Source organism: Paenibacillus sp. FSL H7-0357 (assembly GCF_000758525.1).
Lineage (GTDB): Bacteria > Bacillota > Bacilli > Paenibacillales > Paenibacillaceae > Paenibacillus_AQ.
This window is the reverse complement of record NZ_CP009241.1, coordinates 573,914-591,418: the sequence shown is the minus strand read 5'-3', so window position 1 is coordinate 591,418 and position 17,505 is coordinate 573,914. Positions and strand designations below refer to the sequence as shown.

At 51.5% G+C, this 17,505-nt stretch carries 20 protein-coding genes and 2 riboswitches; of the genes, 6 read left to right on the top strand and 14 right to left on the bottom strand.

The window, feature by feature from the left end; genetic code table 11:
• The first annotated feature begins 54 nt into the window (after window positions 1–54).
• Complete coding sequence (locus H70357_RS02650) at window positions 55–834, top strand: carbon-nitrogen family hydrolase (RefSeq protein WP_038585460.1); 780 nt, start codon at window positions 55–57, stop codon at window positions 832–834.
• A gap of 578 nt (window positions 835–1,412) precedes the next feature.
• Here H70357_RS02650 and H70357_RS02640 read toward each other — a convergent pair.
• A complete protein-coding gene (locus tag H70357_RS02640) occupies window positions 1,413–2,483 on the bottom strand; it encodes a lipoate--protein ligase family protein (RefSeq protein ID WP_081965657.1) in 1,071 nt (356 codons plus the stop codon).
• 211 nt (window positions 2,484–2,694) lie between these two features.
• Here H70357_RS02640 and H70357_RS02635 point away from each other — a divergent pair, with 211 nt between their 5' ends.
• Window positions 2,695–3,594: a CHAD domain-containing protein gene (locus H70357_RS02635; protein WP_038585456.1), complete on the top strand. Its 900-nt coding sequence runs from the start codon at window positions 2,695–2,697 to the stop codon at window positions 3,592–3,594.
• Between the two features lie 69 nt (window positions 3,595–3,663).
• On the opposite strand, the gene H70357_RS02630 is transcribed toward H70357_RS02635, so the two are convergent.
• The 7 genes from H70357_RS02630 to H70357_RS02600 all read right to left on the bottom strand — a co-directional run bounded on the left by H70357_RS02630 (window position 3,664) and on the right by H70357_RS02600 (window position 10,150).
• Window positions 3,664–3,999 carry a thioredoxin family protein gene (locus tag H70357_RS02630; protein WP_038585454.1) on the bottom strand — a complete coding sequence of 112 codons (336 nt, stop codon included), beginning with the start codon at window positions 3,997–3,999 and terminating at the stop codon, window positions 3,664–3,666.
• 61 nt (window positions 4,000–4,060) lie between these two features.
• Window positions 4,061–4,447: a MerR family transcriptional regulator gene (locus H70357_RS02625; RefSeq protein ID WP_038585453.1), complete on the bottom strand. Its 387-nt coding sequence runs from the start codon at window positions 4,445–4,447 to the stop codon at window positions 4,061–4,063.
• Window positions 4,448–4,543: 96 nt separating this feature from the next.
• Window positions 4,544–5,737, bottom strand: a complete 1,194-nt coding sequence (locus tag H70357_RS02620) for a Ger(x)C family spore germination protein (RefSeq protein WP_038585450.1) — start codon at window positions 5,735–5,737, stop codon at window positions 4,544–4,546.
• Window positions 5,734–6,822 carry a spore germination protein gene (locus H70357_RS02615; RefSeq protein ID WP_038585447.1) on the bottom strand — a complete coding sequence of 363 codons (1,089 nt, stop codon included), beginning with the start codon at window positions 6,820–6,822 and terminating at the stop codon, window positions 5,734–5,736. Before H70357_RS02615 ends, H70357_RS02620 begins: the two co-directional genes overlap by 4 nt.
• A 30-nt stretch (window positions 6,823–6,852) precedes the next feature.
• Entirely contained in the window at window positions 6,853–8,616 is a 1,764-nt protein-coding gene (locus H70357_RS02610) for a spore germination protein (protein WP_081965656.1), read from the bottom strand.
• A gap of 136 nt (window positions 8,617–8,752) precedes the next feature.
• The gene (locus H70357_RS02605; protein WP_038585444.1) at window positions 8,753–9,388 is read right to left on the bottom strand and encodes a ThuA domain-containing protein; all 636 of its coding nucleotides are present in this window, start codon (window positions 9,386–9,388) and stop codon (window positions 8,753–8,755) included.
• 39 nt (window positions 9,389–9,427) lie between these two features.
• The gene (locus H70357_RS02600; protein WP_038585441.1) at window positions 9,428–10,150 is read right to left on the bottom strand and encodes an SDR family NAD(P)-dependent oxidoreductase; all 723 of its coding nucleotides are present in this window, start codon (window positions 10,148–10,150) and stop codon (window positions 9,428–9,430) included.
• 195 nt (window positions 10,151–10,345) lie between these two features.
• Here H70357_RS02600 and ytxJ point away from each other — a divergent pair, with 195 nt between their 5' ends.
• Window positions 10,346–10,672: a bacillithiol system redox-active protein YtxJ gene (gene ytxJ, locus H70357_RS02595; protein ID WP_038585439.1), complete on the top strand. Its 327-nt coding sequence runs from the start codon at window positions 10,346–10,348 to the stop codon at window positions 10,670–10,672.
• On the top strand, window positions 10,669–10,911 hold the full coding sequence (locus tag H70357_RS02590) for a glutaredoxin family protein (RefSeq protein ID WP_038585436.1): 243 nt from the start codon (window positions 10,669–10,671) through the stop codon (window positions 10,909–10,911). Before ytxJ ends, H70357_RS02590 begins: the two co-directional genes overlap by 4 nt.
• A 97-nt stretch (window positions 10,912–11,008) precedes the next feature.
• Here the strand turns inward: H70357_RS02590 and H70357_RS02585 are convergent, their stop codons facing one another.
• Window positions 11,009–11,425, bottom strand: coding sequence for a hypothetical protein (locus H70357_RS02585; protein WP_038585433.1), 417 nt, complete (start codon window positions 11,423–11,425; stop codon window positions 11,009–11,011).
• A gap of 105 nt (window positions 11,426–11,530) precedes the next feature.
• Window positions 11,531–11,719: riboswitch (cyclic di-AMP (ydaO/yuaA leader) on the bottom strand.
• A 421-nt stretch (window positions 11,720–12,140) separates the two neighbouring features.
• Window positions 12,141–12,323, top strand: a riboswitch (cyclic di-AMP (ydaO/yuaA leader).
• Between the two features lie 124 nt (window positions 12,324–12,447).
• Here H70357_RS02585 and H70357_RS02580 point away from each other — a divergent pair.
• Both H70357_RS02580 and H70357_RS02575 read left to right on the top strand, forming a co-directional pair.
• Window positions 12,448–12,957: a hypothetical protein gene (locus tag H70357_RS02580; protein ID WP_038585431.1), complete on the top strand. Its 510-nt coding sequence runs from the start codon at window positions 12,448–12,450 to the stop codon at window positions 12,955–12,957.
• Between the two features lie 28 nt (window positions 12,958–12,985).
• On the top strand, window positions 12,986–13,438 hold the full coding sequence (locus tag H70357_RS02575) for a hypothetical protein (protein ID WP_038585428.1): 453 nt from the start codon (window positions 12,986–12,988) through the stop codon (window positions 13,436–13,438).
• A 77-nt stretch (window positions 13,439–13,515) separates the two neighbouring features.
• Here H70357_RS02575 and H70357_RS02570 read toward each other — a convergent pair whose 3' ends face one another.
• From H70357_RS02570 to H70357_RS02550, 5 genes are all read right to left on the bottom strand, one after another.
• A complete protein-coding gene (locus H70357_RS02570) occupies window positions 13,516–13,704 on the bottom strand; it encodes a hypothetical protein (protein WP_038585425.1) in 189 nt (62 codons plus the stop codon).
• Window positions 13,705–13,966: 262 nt separating this feature from the next.
• Entirely contained in the window at window positions 13,967–15,256 is a 1,290-nt protein-coding gene (locus tag H70357_RS02565; RefSeq protein WP_038585422.1) for an ABC transporter permease, read from the bottom strand.
• Window positions 15,249–16,151, bottom strand: a complete 903-nt coding sequence (locus tag H70357_RS02560; RefSeq protein ID WP_038585420.1) for an ABC transporter ATP-binding protein — start codon at window positions 16,149–16,151, stop codon at window positions 15,249–15,251. The genes H70357_RS02565 and H70357_RS02560 overlap by 8 nt, the downstream gene beginning before the upstream one ends.
• A 3-nt stretch (window positions 16,152–16,154) precedes the next feature.
• The gene (locus H70357_RS02555; protein ID WP_038585416.1) at window positions 16,155–17,084 is read right to left on the bottom strand and encodes an ATP-binding cassette domain-containing protein; all 930 of its coding nucleotides are present in this window, start codon (window positions 17,082–17,084) and stop codon (window positions 16,155–16,157) included.
• 16 nt (window positions 17,085–17,100) lie between these two features.
• Window positions 17,101–17,496 carry a GntR family transcriptional regulator gene (locus H70357_RS02550; protein ID WP_038585414.1) on the bottom strand — a complete coding sequence of 132 codons (396 nt, stop codon included), beginning with the start codon at window positions 17,494–17,496 and terminating at the stop codon, window positions 17,101–17,103.
• Window positions 17,497–17,505: the final 9 nt, after the last annotated feature.

Here is a 17,505-nt window from a genome sequence, read left to right as displayed (position 1 = left end):
ATGGTTGACCCGTCAACTAATTTATCAGTAATAATGAAAGAGGAGGCAGGAAATATGAAAATTTCCCTGATTCAGCTCGATATAGCATTTGGCAAACCCGAGGCAAATTATGTAGCGGCTGAACACAAAATACGCCAGGCCGCAGCAACTCGTCCTGACTGCCTCATTCTCCCTGAATTATGGACGACCGGATATGATCTAACACGGCTTGATGAAATTGCCGATCCAGAGGGGCAGATTACGAAGGACTTTATTTCCGGCCTGGCCCGCGAATATGGCATCAACATCGTTGCCGGTTCCGTGGCCAACAAGCAGGCTGCCGGGATCACCAACAGCATGTTCGTCTTTGGCCGTAATGGCGGGCTTGCCGGGGAATACAGCAAGCTGCATCTGTTCCGCCTGATGGATGAGCACCTGTATCTTCAGCCGGGAGAAGCCAAGGGGCTGTTCAGCCTGGACGGCTCGTTATGCGCCGGATTGATCTGCTATGATATCCGCTTCCCGGAGTGGGTGCGCGCCCATACGGCACTCGGAGCGGAGGTGCTGTTCATCAGCGCCGAATGGCCGTTGCCCCGGCTGTCCCACTGGCGTGCCCTGCTGATCAGCCGGGCAATCGAAAACCAATGCTACGTCGTCGCCTGCAACCGCGCCGGGGCTGATCCGGCGAATATTTTCGCCGGGCATTCCATGATCATTGATCCGTGGGGCGACATTATATGTGAGGCCGGAGAAAGCGAGGAAATCCTGAGCGGCGTCATTGATTTGCAGAAGGTGCGGGAGGTAAGACAGCAGATTCCGATCTTCTCCGACAGACGGCCGGAGCTGTATACGTAGCCGCTGCCCGCAGGAAAAGCCGAAACAAGAATTATATAATTTGAACAAAACAGCGGTCTCATTACACCGCACCATATAGATGTATTTACTGCAACTAATCAGGTCCAAAATGGAGATTATTTGGAAATAAGTGTATTTCCTGCAATTAAAAATTCCGGAAAGCTATGTTTGGGCCGGTTCGACACTTTTTAAGTGTACAGAGTGCAGTTATCTCCTTGCCAGGCCTAAAAGGTCAGGTTTTAGTTGTATGGAGTACAGCTATCGCCTTAGCAGTGCCTCTTATTATCGTGGACACTGTGCGGTTAGCATGGGCACGGTATTAGTTGCAAACTTGCGTTCAGCTCAGCTTATATCAGTAACATTGCGGCTCCTTATCACCCCATAACAAAAGGTGCTGCTGCAGCTGCTTAAAGCAGCTGTCTTGCAGCACCTTTTGCGGGGTCTGGCCGGAATCGCCATACCCAAACCCCAAACTCAAACCCAAACCCAAACCCAAAACCCAAACCCAAAACTCAAACCCCAGTTCCAACTCAAGCTTCAGCTCAGATTCAAGCTCAATCCCTGCAGACGCACAGATCTCAGCGGGCATAACGTTCCCGCAGCACCCGTGCCGCTTCCAGCACACGCTGATCCGCATACTGCAAGTCATAACCGGTCTCCTCCCTGAGGAGGGCAGCCGGTTTAAGCTGCACTCCGCGCCCGGATATCGCCTGCCGGATGCCTGAAGAGAACACCGCCGCCGAAGCCGGCCCGCCGAGTTCGCTTAACGCAGCGATGGTCTCCGGGCGGACCCGCGGATAAGACAAAGACTCGTCCCCGCCGGACGCAGTCTCATAGAATCCGCGGATCAGCTCCCCGCGCTCCTGCCCGGAGCCGGAGACCACAACGAACGCGTGAACGAAATACGCGCTGCTCTGCCGCCGCTGGGCAATGCCGCAGAACTTGCGGCCGCCGATAGCCAGATCGAAATCACCGGGACAATAGGAACCGGTGATTTCTCCGGCCTGGATCAACGCCGCAGCCTGCGGATGGCTTACCGCTACGGCTTCCTGAATCAGGGAAGCCAGCAGCCGGAAATCGTCGTGAAAATCCAGCTTGCCCGGAGTTTTGGGAAGGACCAGCGCCACATTGACGATCCCGGCATCCAGCGGCACGGCAGCCCCGCCGGAGTGACGGACCGCTGTACGAAACCCGCGCCGCTCAAGCCTGGCCATCGCCTCATCTGCGCGGGGTAGCTTGCTGTCCCGCAGGCCCAGTGCAACACCTGCGGGATGACTCCAGAGATGCAGGGCTGGAGGGGCCAGTCCCGCTCCAATGTCCCGGCACAGCGTCTCCTCAAATGCAAAGGGAACCAGCATGCCTCCCGCATTTCCGGCCATCACAGCATGCTCCGCCTCTCCACCATCTCCTGACGTCACAGCATGCTCCGGCTTCCCGGCATCTCCGGCCAACATAACATGTTCCGCTTCTCCCGCATCTCCTGACCTCACAGCATGTTCCGTCACCGCTCCACCTTCAGCAGCCCCACTTCCGCCATATTTTGCAGCCTTCCCGTCATCTTCTGACAAATGCTCAAACAGCACCATTACATTCGGAAGAGCGCGCTCCGCGCCCGATTCTGCTCTGTTAATTCCTTTATTGATCATCATTCATCCCCCGAGTACCTATTGAATGTTAACCTTTGTCCGAACCAATAGTCATATTGTAACCGATCCGCAGCCTGGCGCGAAGGCAAAGCGTGAGTTCAGCATTTGAAATAGCTGCAGGATACCGTTATCCTATTACCATAACAAGTTTCAATCAGCGGCAAGATTAAGCGCTGAAGCTCATGCTATACACAACCTTGAGGAGTGATGCCGCATGACAGTCGAACAACTTGCGAAGGACAGGCAGTTAAGCAAGACCAGGCAGTGGGAACAGGCGATGCACAAGCTGTTTATCAACTTTAGGGACTACAGCAAAGACGCGCTCAAAAACTTTGATGACGAGGATATTCATCAAGCCAGAGTCAACAGCCGCAAGCTGCTGACCCTGCTGTCCATTCTCGACCCGGATCATTCCGCCGCAGCCGAGCTGTACAACGTATTCAAGCAGGCCCAGAAAAGGCTGGGTAAGGTCAGGGATGCAGATGTTCTTATTGAATCTTTCAAGGAAAGACGCAAGCGCGCCAAGGAAGCCGGCGAGGCGAAAACTGCCGAACTGCTGAAGGCGGTCATCAAACACCAGAAGGATAAGCGGAAGGAATACCGCAAGAAGCTGGAGGCTGAGCTCCCAAAGCTGGCCGGCAAGGAATTGGACGGGTTATGGGAAGCTTTTCGGAGCAGCACGCTTGAGCCGCTGGCAGCGAAAAGAGATGTAAACGTCGTCATGCGCGAACTTGAAGTAGCTTTTGAGCAGAAGAAAAAAACATGCAAAACCCTATTCAAAGGTCCCGGGGCCGAATCACAGGAAGCCTTCGACGCACTGCATGAGCTGCGGATCGCCGCCAAGGAGCTGCGCTATACGGCCAATGCGGCCGCATTCGCACTCAACCAGAAATTCCATGCCCATGAGGAGATCTATAAACAGATCCAGGAGCAGCTTGGCGAAATTAATGACAAACGCGTGTGGCTGGAAACACTGAATTCCATCGGACGCGATGAGCTGGGTGTTGGCAAAAAAACGTGGAATGAGTTCACAGATGCTCTTCGGACCGAAGTGCTGGAGGCATTGCATCATAATGAGGTTGTTCCCGTTACAGAGAAAGCCAAGTCACTTTGAATTCATAAATAGACATAGGAAGAGGCAGGAAGCGCATGCTAGGCATGCCGCTCACTGCCTCTTATTCTCTTATCTGTTGCTTACAGCCGCATACTTGTTCAATACACCCTGGTAGGCCGATTTAGGACGCAGACCGACCAGCTTCTCCACCGGTTGTCCTCCGCTATACACAATCACGGTAGGCAGGCCCATGACTCCAGCCTCCCCCGCCAGCTCCGGCAGTTCATCACAGTTCACCTTAACGATAGCCACACTGTCTCCATACTCGTCATTCAGTTCCTCCAGAACAGGCAGCAGCATCTTGCAAGGCGCGCACCATGGCGCTCCGTAATCAACCAGTACGGCCCCGCTGCCTCTTAGCTCGGCTCTTAGATCCTCAGTTTTCTCTGCATTGATAATAGCCATCGTTAGTTCCTCCCATGTGTATATCCCGAATAATACAAAAAGTACATAATTTGACAGAACTTCATTCAGACAGCGAATTAACAGCTGCCTCTGCCTCCAGCCGTTCCTGCTGGATGGAGGCCATCCGCTGCTGCAGGTTCAGCTTAATTTGGCTGAGCTGCACAATCTGGCGCTCAATCTCCTCCAGCTTGCTGCGGTATAGCGGCATCACTTCCGCGCAGAACGCTTCTTTATTCTTCAGCACGCAGTGCAGAAAACCGGAAATCTCTTCCGTGGACAAACCCAAATTTAAATACAGCTTAATCGTCTCCACCGTCTCTACAGCAAGCGCTGAATACTCCCGGTATCCATTCGCCTGGCGGAGGGGAGCGATAAGCCCCTGACGCTCATAATAACGCAGTGATCGGACACTGACGCCCGTCTGTGCTGCAAGTTCACCTATTTTCATAGCATTCATTCTCCCCGGGGTTCATGAGAACTTCTATTCCAAGTATAAACCCTGACACCAGTGTAAGGGTCAAGGACTTTCTTGAATAACCGTGCTTTATTCGGTGGAGGTTCCGGAAGCCCCGTATTCCTCTATATGCAGCTTGACATCAATGGTTATCGGAACCCGGCTGAAGGTTTCATCCCAGTTCCCTTTCACCTTTCTCCATACGGCAGGATGCTGAATATGCAGGATTTTGCCGAATCCGGCGGCATCGGCATGCAGCTTTTGCTGCATTGTCTCCACAGAGGCTCCGGCCATTTCCTTTACCTTATCCTGCAGCACCAGTTCATCCTGCTTCATATAAGCAGCGTCCAGCTTTTGTCCTCCATGAGCGAAAGTCTCAGCATATCTGCCTGTAGACTCGATTTTCACGGCAAAAGAGATGTTACCTTCCTCGACCTTAGCCTTGATTTTGCTGCCCATGGACTTAACCTCATAAGTAATCAGCCTGCCGCTGCCATCCTCAGTGGTCTTAAGCACTCCGCCTTTCCCTTTTCCCGTAAGCCAGACCACACCTTCCAGCTCCTCCTCGTTTAAGAAGCCTTGCAGCTTGCCCGTCTCCCCCTTGATCACACCGGCTCCGGCAAATTTCATCTCATTCTTCGCAGCAATGACATTCTGCAACATAAAGGTGGTTTTCCCGTGCAGGGGTCCTGCGGCCTTGGCGATAGACACTGGCTCCCAGATTCGCAGGTTCCGGTCCCGGTTGCCAAATATCCCCTCCAGCACAAACGCCGGTGTCTGGCCCGGAAGCACGTTGTTCAGCACATCACTGGCCTTTCCCTTGCTGACGAGAATCAGCACACTGGGGCGGATATCATTATCCCGGCTGAAAAAATCGATCAGCTCTGAAAGCTTGGTAGAACGTGCCAGCTGCTCGCCGATTACGATGACCTTCAGATGATGTCCAATGGGAGGATTGTTTGTACGCAGCGACAGTTCACGGATCGCTTCGAAGATGGAGTCTCCGGTTTCAGTCATATTATAGAAATTTCTGGAGGATGCGCCTTCTTTTTTGGAACCCACTGAACCTTGGGGTACGATAAATTGGTAGGTGCAGGACATTCGTTTATTCTTCGGGTACCCCCCGCCCCTCTGCTCAAAATCCTCTTCGATTGGTGTTTCATCCGCTACGTCGAGTGCCACGGCCACTTCCATATTTAAGTTCTCAATGGGCGTGCTGCTCCAGCAGCCGGATAACCCTATGCTTTGAATTAGAAGCACGGCAAGCAGTACGATTCGCTTCATGATCCGGCTCTCCTGAAATGAGCAATAATTAGCAGCGGCAGCGGCAGCAATCCGAACAGCAGAATGGCCCAATTACCAAGGCTGGTGCCGAATGCGAACAAGCCATTGATATTCGGAGGAGTTTCCGTAATAAAATAAACAAGCGGAAGCAAGGCGAATAGACAATGGTCGAGCTTTTTGTTGAAGATTTGCGATATTCCGAGCGCCGCTCCATAGAAGGAAATGCAGAAGGTACAAAAAATTTGCATAATCCAGATGACCAGGAGCAAGGATTCGAAACGTTCAAACAGCAGGTTCACCTCAAAGCTGCGTATCAGATCGATGAAGGGCCATGTCCGGGTGACTACACCCTCTACAGAAAATGCCCCTATCGTCATGACAACAGCAACCACATAAAAGATCATAGAAATCAATGTCCCTACGACAAGCACCCGCCCTGCTTTTTTGGGTTTTTCCATAAAAGCTACAAGGAACAGCAGCGCTTCACCTGCCGTATACGTCAGCGCTGTCGGCCTAGTGCCTCTCCATACCGGACCCAGCCCTTCCCCGAGCACAGGGCGGAGATTGTCTATATCAAATATTTTCAGGCTAAGCAGACAAACCCCGAAAAAAATCGCCCCGGCCATGGGGGCAATCAGTCTGCACATCCGGGACAGCGCATTAATTCCCCCTCTGCATAAATAAATCGCAATCCACATGAATACAGAGGCAACCGCCCAGTTGGGCGTTCCCTCCAGCAGAAAGAATCCGGTCACCTCCTGCATCGAACGCAGCTCATATCCGGAAATACATAGAAAATACGCGGCGATGACCACTCCCAGAATCGCTGCAAGCGGCTTGCCGATAATGCTCCTGCTGTATTGATAGAAGGTCTTGCCCGGAAACCGCTGGCTAAGCAGGACAATTACCGTGCCGGCCACCATGGACAGCAGGGCGCTCACAATAAGTGATATCCATACATCAGGAGTGCCGGCAGCCTGTACAGTTGTCCGGGGAAGGGTGAATACGCCTGCTACGAGGATGTAATTGACCATAATAATGGTCGCTTGGCTCGTCGTGATGCTATCCTGTACTTTCGCATTCATGGTTCTCACCTCGATCTCCTGAGTTGTGGTTTATTTTTTACGTATTGGATCCTTGGGCTGCAGCAATGCCGGACGGCGCTTCATCAATTGCAGGGGGATGCGGATAATAAAATCGCGCAGGTCGCTCATCCTGTAGGGAGTAACCATGCTTAAATAGGGAACCCCGAAGCTCTTCAGTTTAATCAAATGGCTGCTGAGCAGGAGGAAAAACATAACGACACCGTAAAGCCCGAATACAGCAGCGAAAAACATCGCCAGGAAACGGAGAAAGCGCAAGGTAATCCCCGCACTGTACATGGGAATCGAGAAAGAGGAGATCGCTGTAACCGCAACGACAATGACCAGAATCGGACTGACAATCCCCGCCTCTACCGCTGCCTGGCCGATAATCAGACCCCCGACAATGCCCATGGCCGGTCCAATGGGTTTGGGCAGGCGCAGGCCGGCCTCACGCAATATTTCGATAGAGATTTCCATAATCAGCGCTTCAATCAGTGTAGCAAAGGGGACGCCCTGCCTGGAGCTGATGATTGAAATCGCCAGTTTGGTAGGAATCAGCCCGGGATGAAACGAGAGAAAAGAAATGTAGAGCGCCGGAGCAAACAACGAGACCGATGCGGCAAAAAAACGCAGGAGCCGCAGCAGTGTACCCGAAAACCAGCGGTCATAATAATCCTCCGGTGACTGCAGCAGCATTCCGAAGGTAGTCGGCATTATCAGCGCAAACGGCGTGCCGTCCAGAAGAATGGCCGCTCTTCCCTCCAGCAGCGCCGCCATGACCCGGTCCGGGCGTTCTGTGTTCTGGATCTGCTGAAAGGGGCTGAGGTAGTTGTCTTCCATGAGTTGTTCCAAATATCCTGATTCCTGGACATCATCTATATTGATCGTCTTGATTCTCCGGGTGATTTCCTTAATCAGCTCATCGTTGGCGACGCCCTTGAGATAGGTCAGCACCAGTTCCTTCTCAATTCGCTCTCCCACGGTAAAAGAAATCATGGCCAGCTCCGTGCTCTGCCCGTGTCTTCGCAGCATCGCCGTGTTATCACTGAGCGTTTCATTGAAACCCAGCCGCGGACCGCGCAGAAGCGCCTCCGATATCGGCTCCTCCACACTTCTTGTGTTGCCTTTCGGGGTACCTAGTACAAAAACCTCCGACATTCCGTCAATTAACAATACCGCAGAGCCGAACAATACCTTTTGCAGCGAGAGTCTCAGCTGGTCGGTATATTCAATTTCCGAGACCTGTACTACCTGATGCACGATAATTCCTTTCAATATCTCTGCTGGCGGGGCTGTACTCATGCCTTCAAAGGGCCGCACCGTGTTCATCAAGGGCATCAGGATGTTCTGGTCCATGCCTTCCTTGTCTGTAAGTCCATCCACAAAAAACAGCGCCGCCTTGATTCCCAGGCTTCCAATGCGCAGCTCTCTGACATTGACGTCTGACATATCGGTACTTATCTCCCTGAAGGACTGAACATCATGTTGGAACTCTCCGGTATAGGTCAGGGAAGGAGTGGCCTGTCCAGCGTTGTTTTGAACAGGGGGTGCGGGTGCGGCGGATTTTTTATTCTGCACAGCGACGCTGGTTTGATCCGCCTCCCCCGTATCTTCGGAGCTTGGAACACCCCCGCCTTTTTTGCCTTCAGCCCGCATTCCCCGGGTGCTCGCCTTGCCCTCTTTCATTCGGAGCCAGATCATTAGGCGGGTTAAGACAACCGGAACGACGAAGATGACAAAACCTTGAAACAGCACCTTCCAGCCGGGCACTAGATCCCATAGCATCTTCCACATTCCATGCGTCCCCCTTTTTATTCGTAACCCTATTTTGACCGAAGCTGGAACATTCATACATCAAAAAAACAGCTGCACGCTCCTCTTGGGGAACGTGCAGCTGTTATGATGTGCGAAAACGATTCAAAGATAGGAGTTACAACAGACCCGCTGCCCACATTCCGCCTTGGCGGATCATTTGGCGGAACGGCTCTACCGAGAAGGAAGGCAAATGATGCCCCGGCATCAGATAAACTACACGGCCAAGTCCGAACTCATGGCACCAGGCTGCCTGACGCATGGCCCCTTCATGAAGGTACTCTGCCAGCACAGTCGTCTCAAAATAAGGATGCATTTCAAAGTAGTACGGCTCGTCCTCGATGACGAACTCGCTGATCCCCTGCATAATGGGATGCCCGTGTGCCGGTATTTTCATATGCAGGGAGGTGTATTCCGGGTGATGGGTGAAATGCGCGCCCAGCATGGCGCCCAGCTCCTGATTCCGCTGCAGGGAGATTCCGTTATGTATAACGAGCAGACCTCCGCCCCCCGCTACATAAGACAGCAAAGCGGCACTTTGCTCCGGGGCTATTTTCTGATCGGAAAATTCGGTATAAGCGATAACCAGCTTCAATCCCTCGAGGTTGTCTTTGTTCAGGAGACTGTAATCTTCAGAAGCCTCCACCTGCAGATCAGGTGACAGAATGCGCTTAATCTCATGATCCACACCGGCAAAAGGATGGTATTTCACCTCACTGTAGCTGCCAAGTGCAAGTGCTTTCCATTCAGACATGTTCTTCCCGCCTCTCTTCCTGCTTCTCTTAGTGTATAGTTACCAGGGCCACGCATTGCCGTCCAGGTCGAGATAAGCCGGCTCCTCACCCATATACTTCTTGTGCTCCTGCACGATATTCATAATCTTACGCGCCGACTCTTCAGGAGGAATAGGTGCCTCCAGAGCCTTCTCACCATTCATATAGGACTGCAGCCAGCCGGGGTGAAAGACCATAACCTGCCCGCCCATCACCTTCAAATGGTTGTGCATCAGGGAGGACTGCATATTAAGCGCTGCTTTGGACATACAGTATCCGTACATATTAATCCGTTTGTTCCGGCCAATGCTTCCGGCTTCTGAGGAGATATTAACAATCAATTTCTGCTTGCTCTGCATTAACAGGCCCATCAATTCATTACTGACCCTCAAAGAACCAAGCGTGTTTACATTATAAATGTGAGCCATGGCTTCATCGTCCATATCAACAAGCATCGTGGCATCATCAGCTCTATGAATAATACCGGCATTATTGATAATCATATCAACATGAGCGGTACTGCCCGAAATGCTGCGTGCCGCTTGCTTGACACTCTCACGGTCGCCGATATCCAGCGGGATCAGAGTTAATCGGTCCGGGTACTGCTTTTTCAGTGCGTCCAGCGATTCCGACTCCTTCATATACTGACCGGCAAATACGGAATATTTGTTCTCTAGAAGCCAGCTTGCCAGAAAAAAACCTAAACCACGGTCAGCACCGGTAACAAAAGCAACCCTTTTCATGATTATGGACACACCCTTTACGATTCTTCAGAATACACGCGGCATCTCTCTCACATTAGCATGGCAGTCACGTTTTTTCAACGTCCTTCATGGGACTGTAATTCCGCTGAAAGAGGTGCTCTAACTTCCTTTTGATTTAATTTTGAACTATGTTACAATCGTAGTTACAAGTACTTATAGGAAGGTGAGATACCGATGTCTATCCAACAACTTCATACTCTGGAAGAACTGCAGCAATATGTTGCTCAACCAGGTAAAAAACTGCTTTTCAAGCATAGCACTACCTGCCCGATCAGCGCCAAGGCCAACGAGGAATTCACAGCCTATACGCAAGGCTCCGAGACTCCAGCTGCCATTGTCCATGTGATTGAAGACCGTCCGCTGTCCAATCAGATTGCCGAAGATTTCGGGATCAAGCATGAATCTCCGCAGATCTTCCTGCTCGAAGACGGCGAAGTGCGCTGGAACACCTCCCATTGGAAAATCACCCGGGACGCCATCAAGGCAGCTGTGAGCCAATGAGCCAGCCGGTTATTGTCTATTCCACCACAGGATGCAGCGACTGTAATCAAGTGAAACAGTGGCTGACCGAGCAAGATGTTAGCTTCGAGGTGCGTGATGTTATGACAAGTACAGTGTATCAGGAAGAAGTCGAGAAGCTGGGCTTCATGGGTGTGCCTGTTACTGTGTACGAAGGCCGCGCAGTCAAAGGCTTCAACGTTTCCGAACTTAAGGAGCTTATTGGAGCAACTGCTGAATAATTCATAGCGTGAGGCATATAAATATTTATATTTTGAAAAAGGCATCTCCTTGGACCTCTGTCCAGGGGATGCCTTTTATTTGCCATTTTATATGGCCTTATCCTGGATTCGTTGAGACATCCGCCAGAAAAGAGACATTTCCGCTGTGGGAATAGATGACGGAATCCGCTCCAAGTCCTTTATAGACCAGTCTGGGATTCATCGAAGTCGTAATTACGTATATTGGTTTTGTCGTCCAGGTCCGGCACATCTGGATATACCGGCAGCATAAGGTCACACTGCTCTCGAACAGAAATACTCTGCCTACCGGAAAAGAGGGGCGGAACCATGTATTCTGATGATGTGTATCCACCACAAGATTGACCTCGATTCCCAGCTCCTCCAGACGCCGCTTCTCCGCCGCATTGTTGGCGATTCCTGCGATCTTGTAGCCTCTGAACTTTAAGATTTTGATAAAATGCTCCCCCGCTTTAGTCGGAGCGTTAATGAGTACATATTCTTCCGAATTCGCCATATCTTCCTCTCCTCCGGCCTAGGACTTCCATTCATTTCTCGTACGAACACAGCAAAAAACCACAAAGGAATTCCCTCTGTGGTCCAATTAGCGGTCACATTGTGCTCATCCTCTCTAATACGCTTACGAGGTTAGCTGTCGGATTCGGGCAGTGAGAGTCGCCCTACCTGTATCCATGCGAGCATTCTCTCGCACTTTCACAGGATTCACCCCATAACCGGCTCCGACTCTCACATCGGCTGCCGATTGTTGGTTCCCCCGCTTTCCATAACGGAAATTAAGCGGACTGCGTATTCGATTGTGTAGTAAACAGAAGTAATCATACTCTGGCGGTCACGGCCTTGTAAACCGCCAAACCTGCCAAAATAATGCATTTAGTAAACCCAATCCAGATCAGGTAGCGCTTACTTAAGCCTCAATCTCATCATTCCTCTTATTTACTCGGCTTATCAACGATTTGCGAAAAAGCATTCAGCGTTGTGATTTTATTCACCCAATGTTGAGTAAATTGCCTTTTGTGCTCTGATCACCCTAATTCAAAAGCAGTCGTATGCACGAGATAAAAAGCCGAAAACCGTTGATAAACACCCTTTTAGCGCATCTTACCGTTTCCTTTGCCAGAATTCCCTGAAAATCGGCTCAGAAGAATGTTTTTTCCTTTTTACAAAGCTCATGCGAAAAGAGTATGATTCGGTTTGAATCCAATGCATGAAATGCAATATGAACGCTGAATTCCCGCAGTGCGGGAAACGGGGGAACCATCAGGCCCGCAGGGCCTTTCCTGGAAGATAAGAATCTTTCTTGGGGTGAATCCGAAGGAGACTGTGGTCTCATTAGGTAGGGCGACTCTCACCGTCCGAATCCGACAGCTAACCCCGTAAGCGACTAGAGAGAACCTTGATCCGCCACGTTTTTGCGCCAGGTGTATTTAAGCCTGTACCAAAACCGCAGCAGAGGTCCTCCTCTGCTGCGGTTTTTTGTGCTGAGGCTGCAGCTTATAAATGGGTAGGAGGGAAAACGAAATGAACCAGCGCAGGCTGTTACGTATAGAAGTGTTTGTATTCGATGCCCCCTGGCCATTCCATCATGCCACGGAGTCATCCGGCAAATGCCGGTATGGTGTGCTGAAGCTTACGTGCAAGGCTGGGTGCAGCTGGGGAGCGGGGATACTGTCTGCGGAAGGCGATCATTTTGACGTCATTAAATGGAGCACCTTTCTGAGAAGTATACGCAATCACAGGCTGGAAGAAGCCATAGAAATTGTACAGCAGCTAGGTGCGCAGTGGGAGCCGGGTCAGCAAGAAATCGTGCAAACGGCCCTGCTGGATTTAAAAGCCAAGCTGCAAGGCAAGGTCGTCACGTCACATCTGCAAATGGTTCCCTATTCCCGTACAGCTGGGGCCGGCGGTACGCCCCCCTTCAGACGGATGTACTATAAACCTTCAAGTTCCCTGCTGCATAAAGGCAGCTGGCAGGAACCGGACATAGCCGAGCTAATGGACAGATCCATCGCTTATTTCTCCATCTTATAATTTCTTATTCAGAAAGGAACGTGAAGACATGCCAGACCCATTATCCCCGGGATGGACAGCTGCCAGCGGGTTTGCGGAATATGTCCAAAAGAACACCGGAAATATTTATGCACTCACCAGTCTGCTGCTGGGAGAGGGTGCCGTTGCTGAAAAGACTGCGATGAAGACCTTCACTGAGCTTTATACCCGGTACCTTCATGATGATTTCATCCCGCAGCCTTTCTCTCTGGATGCGTACCGGGAGTGCATTCAGCAATGCTCCCGGGCTGCAGAGGAGTGCAGCCTCTTTGTTTCCAATGGATTAGCCTGGGAGGATCAGATTGTGCAGGTGTTATGGTACGGCATGCTGCTGCCCCTGCCGGCAATCAGCACCATTCTTGAGCAAAGCGTGCCAGTGCTGAAAACCCGGCTGAGACATGTGCGCGAGCAAATGTGCCGGTTGGAAACGTTGCGGCCTGAAGCAAACTTGTTTGTTGTATAGCTGCGTATGGAATATAGCAACTTGTCAAAGCGCATGAAAAAGCCGCAGCATAGTGCTGCGGCCTTTTCTATTTATACTCAGCTCTTGCCCTTGCCGCCTTTGGCGAATCTCCAGGCCGCTGTACAGCAGCCCAGCAAGCCCACTCCGAGCATTAACGTCTGCAGCACACCCAGCAGGGTAGAGCCCTCTGGCTTAAGCATGCTGCTGAGCAGAATCAGCAGAATTGAAGCTGCGAGGATCGCGGGGATTTGATTGTTTTTTTTCAAGATTACCACTCCTTATTAAATAACATACACCATAAACCTTCACTGATCCAGTTTGGCTCTGAACTCCCGGGGAGCCGCAAAAAAGCCGCGGTTTCCGAACCGCGGCTTCCTCAGTAAAACCTATGATCACTTCTTAGTTTGCGCGTTTAGAATGTCTGCCAAAGATGATTAATGACGCAATCATACCGGCAATGCCCATTCCTGTCAAAAGCCCTTGAATGAAATCAAGCACTCCTCAAAAGGTATATATTGATGATTCCAATTAAATTTTGTAGGCCTTCATCGCTTTTCTGATCTCCTTGATGCTTGGGCGTTTGCCGTACATCAGCACTCCCGTGCGGTAGATCTTGGCGGCCAGCCAGCCGAACAGTAAGGTAGTTGCCAGTAAGATGAGAAGCGAGACCAGAATCTCCCAGGTCGCTACCTCGCCAACACCAATACGCAGCAGCATGCTGAGCGGAGAAGTGAATGGAACAAAGCTTGCTACCTTAACGAGCAGGGTATCCGGGACAGAGATGCTGAACATCGGAAGATATAAATTGACGAAGCCCAGCATAAGAATCGGCATGATCGCCTGGCCCAGGTCCTCGGTACGGCTGACAATGGAACCTACAGCTGCGTACATCAAGGCGTACAGGAAGTAGCCCAGAATATAGAGTACCAGTCCGTATAGAAGGATACTGATGTCCAGCTGCCCCAGATCAAGATCAAAATCGGTCAGGATACTGGCATTATGCGGAAGCATAAGGTTGGCAGCTACGCCTGCGGAGATAATCGCAATTTGCAGGATGCCGACCAGGAAGATGCCAATCACTTTGCCGAACATTTGCGTCAGTGGTGCAGCGCTTGTAATCAGGATCTCCATGATACGGGAGCTTTTCTCCGAAGTGATTTCGGCCGAGATCATATTGCCTGTCATCATAATCGACATAAAGAACAGCATAAGCAGGGCATATACAATCACATAGTTGATAATTGGCGGTGATTCCTCTGCCGTACCTTCATTTCCGGCTCCTTCCGAGCTGATCTGCTGGGTACCGATAGATACCGGGGTGTACATCGCAGCCACCTGTTCCGCAGTCAGCTTATCGCCTACAATCAGCTGAGTATTGGCTTGCTGCAGTGCATTCTGCAGATAGCTTTGCACATCCGAATCAATCTCACCGTTCTTGCTGTAGTAGGTAACCGCGGGAATGCCTTCACCGCTCTGTGCACCCAATGTGATATAGCCCTCGATGTTTTCCTCGTCCAGACCTTTCTTGAGCGCCGCATCATCGGCAGTAGCATATGGACTGATCGTTACCGGGGTCACGCCCTCAGGCGGACTATAGGCCTGGAGGAGCTCAGCCACGCGGTTGCCATCCTCTGCCACGACTCCGATCTGCACTTGGCTCTTTGCGGACCCGTCGTCTCCCTGGAACAGCTTCACCATATACGGAATGTTCATCCCGATGCTCAGCAGAACCACCAGAATCAGCGTAGTAATCAGAAAGGCCTTGGTTCTTACTTTATTCTTGAATGTAAAACCGATAATCGTCCCCATCTTATTCATTGGATTCACCTACCGCTCTAATAAAGATTTGGTTTAGCGTCGGTTCCTTGATCTCAAAATGCTCTACCTCGCCCTGTGCAACAGCATGCTGCAAAATGCGCTGGGCCGCACCGATTTCGCGGATCGAAAGAACATATCCCCGTTCCTGCCGCTGGACGGCAGTTACACCGGCGATACTTTCCAGGCCAGCCACTTCGTCCACTGTGCGGAGTATAACCTCCTCGCGCGGGTAGCCTTTCTTAATCTCGCGGATATCTCCCTGGACCACTGTATTGGAACGGTCAAGAATAGTAATGTTGCGGCATAGCTCCTCAACATGCTCCATCCGGTGTGTAGAGAACAGGATGCTGGTGCCCTGATCCCGCATTTCGCGAACGGTATCCTTCAGCAGCTCCACATTGACGGGATCAAGCCCGCTGAAAGCTTCATCGAGAATCAGGATTTGCGGTTTATGGACAACCGCGGCGATAAAGCCCATTTTCTGCTGATTCCCCTTGGAGAGCTCTTCAATCTTCTTATTGTAATATTCCGGGACTTCAAAGCGGTCCAGCCAATAACGCAGGCTCTTGTCCGCATCGGCTGCTGCCATGCCGCGCAGGCGGGCCAGATAAATAATCTGGTCGCTCACCTTCACCTTCGGGTACAGTCCGCGTTCTTCCGGCAGATAGCCCATCAGATGCTGCAGTTCATTGCTATAGGACTTGCCGTTGTAGAGGATCTTGCCCTCGTCGGGATAGATCAGGCCAAGCACCATGCGCATTGTTGTTGTTTTGCCGGCGCCATTGGCTCCGAGCAGACCGTAAATCTCACCTTGCTCCACTTTTAGATTGATTTTGTTTACTGCGGTTTTGTCTCCATACTGCTTGACTACCTGTTCAAGCTTCAAAGCTTCCATTCGTTAGTCCCCTCTCTTCTGGTCGATCAGGATCGGACGATGTCCTTGTGTCCATAAGCTTAAAATCTCATCCAGCTCCAGACTGCGGCTCTTGATAACCTTTACGCCCAAGTCCTGAATGCGTTTCTCATTCTGATTAAATTGCTGGGTTATAAATGAAGCGACTCCCGGTGTCTCCAGTGCAAACTGCTGAGCCCCCGGCAATTCAGCCGCCAGCTCCCTAAGCTCTTCCTCATCCTGCACGCTCACCCACACCTCGCTCCATGAACCAAACAGGCTGTCCTTCTCCGCCATTCCGAGCAGCTGCCCCCGATGCATCAGCACAATAAAATCAGCCAGCCGCCGAACCTCCTCGACGATATGGGTGGAGATAACAACGGTCGCATCGCTCTCATCCATATACTTGCGGATCGACTCAATCATACTCTTCCAGGCGAAGGGGTCGAGACCCGAGGAGGGCTCATCCAGCAGCAGCAGCCGGGGCCGGGAAGCCAGCGCAGCGGCAATCTCGAATTTACGGCGTTCACCTTTGGACATCTTGCCCAGCTTGGCTCCCCTCGGCACTTCAAATTTATCCTGCAGCTCCTGAAAGTAGCCATGATCCCAGGAAGGGTACCAATGCCGGCGGAATTCGGCGGCCTCATCTGAGGTCCAGTAATTCTCCTCCGTTAGCGGGGTTTCCGGCACATAGGCAATGCTCTGGCGTAGTTCAAGCGGCAGACCTGCCTTGTGCTGCTCTTCAAACCAGAGGATCTCGCCTTCCTCCGGAAAGGTCAGCTGCAGCAGCATATGAAGTAACGTGCTTTTGCCGGAGCCGTTCTGGCCCACCAGTGCGGTAATATAGCCTTGCGGGAGATTCAGATTAAGCGGCCCTATTGTCCTGCTGCGCCGCTTCTTGCTTACATTCCGCAGCTCTATGGCCTGCTGTACCATGAGATGAACCCACCTTTCATTCCTGTTTGTTGTATTTGTCTTTTACAATCTCCACAAATATTCCCGTCAGTTCCTCTTCACTGCATTGGACCGACAGGCCAACATCCACCGCACTTTCCAGAGCTTTACGGACGGCATCCCGTTTGTATTCTTCCATCGCCCCGTCACCCACATGGGAGACAAAGGTTCCGGTTCCCTGTCTTGTCCGCAGCAGCCCCTCATTCTCCAGATCCTGATAGACCCGGCGGACGGTGATCACGCTGCATTTCAGATCTCCGGCAAATTCACGTATGGAGGGAAGCAGTGTCCCTTCCGTGATGCCTCCGCTGATGATCAGCGACCGGAGCTGGGTTTCGATCTGATGGTACAGCGGCTCGGCACTGTTCTCGTTAATCTGTATCGGTATCCACATAAGTTACCT

Coding starts and splice junctions, on each gene's coding strand:
- H70357_RS02650 (WP_038585460.1), top strand. CDS start 55: ATGAAAATTTCCCTGATTCAGCTCGATATAGCATTTGGCAAACCCGAG.
- H70357_RS02640 (WP_081965657.1), bottom strand. CDS start 2,483: ATGATGATCAATAAAGGAATTAACAGAGCAGAATCGGGCGCGGAGCGC.
- H70357_RS02635 (WP_038585456.1), top strand. CDS start 2,695: ATGACAGTCGAACAACTTGCGAAGGACAGGCAGTTAAGCAAGACCAGG.
- H70357_RS02630 (WP_038585454.1), bottom strand. CDS start 3,999: ATGGCTATTATCAATGCAGAGAAAACTGAGGATCTAAGAGCCGAGCTA.
- H70357_RS02625 (WP_038585453.1), bottom strand. CDS start 4,447: ATGAAAATAGGTGAACTTGCAGCACAGACGGGCGTCAGTGTCCGATCA.
- H70357_RS02620 (WP_038585450.1), bottom strand. CDS start 5,737: ATGAAGCGAATCGTACTGCTTGCCGTGCTTCTAATTCAAAGCATAGGG.
- H70357_RS02615 (WP_038585447.1), bottom strand. CDS start 6,822: ATGAATGCGAAAGTACAGGATAGCATCACGACGAGCCAAGCGACCATT.
- H70357_RS02610 (WP_081965656.1), bottom strand. CDS start 8,616: ATGTGGAAGATGCTATGGGATCTAGTGCCCGGCTGGAAGGTGCTGTTT.
- H70357_RS02605 (WP_038585444.1), bottom strand. CDS start 9,388: ATGTCTGAATGGAAAGCACTTGCACTTGGCAGCTACAGTGAGGTGAAA.
- H70357_RS02600 (WP_038585441.1), bottom strand. CDS start 10,150: ATGAAAAGGGTTGCTTTTGTTACCGGTGCTGACCGTGGTTTAGGTTTT.
- ytxJ (WP_038585439.1), top strand. CDS start 10,346: ATGTCTATCCAACAACTTCATACTCTGGAAGAACTGCAGCAATATGTT.
- H70357_RS02590 (WP_038585436.1), top strand. CDS start 10,669: ATGAGCCAGCCGGTTATTGTCTATTCCACCACAGGATGCAGCGACTGT.
- H70357_RS02585 (WP_038585433.1), bottom strand. CDS start 11,425: ATGGCGAATTCGGAAGAATATGTACTCATTAACGCTCCGACTAAAGCG.
- H70357_RS02580 (WP_038585431.1), top strand. CDS start 12,448: ATGAACCAGCGCAGGCTGTTACGTATAGAAGTGTTTGTATTCGATGCC.
- H70357_RS02575 (WP_038585428.1), top strand. CDS start 12,986: ATGCCAGACCCATTATCCCCGGGATGGACAGCTGCCAGCGGGTTTGCG.
- H70357_RS02565 (WP_038585422.1), bottom strand. CDS start 15,256: ATGAATAAGATGGGGACGATTATCGGTTTTACATTCAAGAATAAAGTA.
- H70357_RS02560 (WP_038585420.1), bottom strand. CDS start 16,151: ATGGAAGCTTTGAAGCTTGAACAGGTAGTCAAGCAGTATGGAGACAAA.
- H70357_RS02555 (WP_038585416.1), bottom strand. CDS start 17,084: ATGGTACAGCAGGCCATAGAGCTGCGGAATGTAAGCAAGAAGCGGCGC.
- H70357_RS02550 (WP_038585414.1), bottom strand. CDS start 17,496: ATGTGGATACCGATACAGATTAACGAGAACAGTGCCGAGCCGCTGTAC.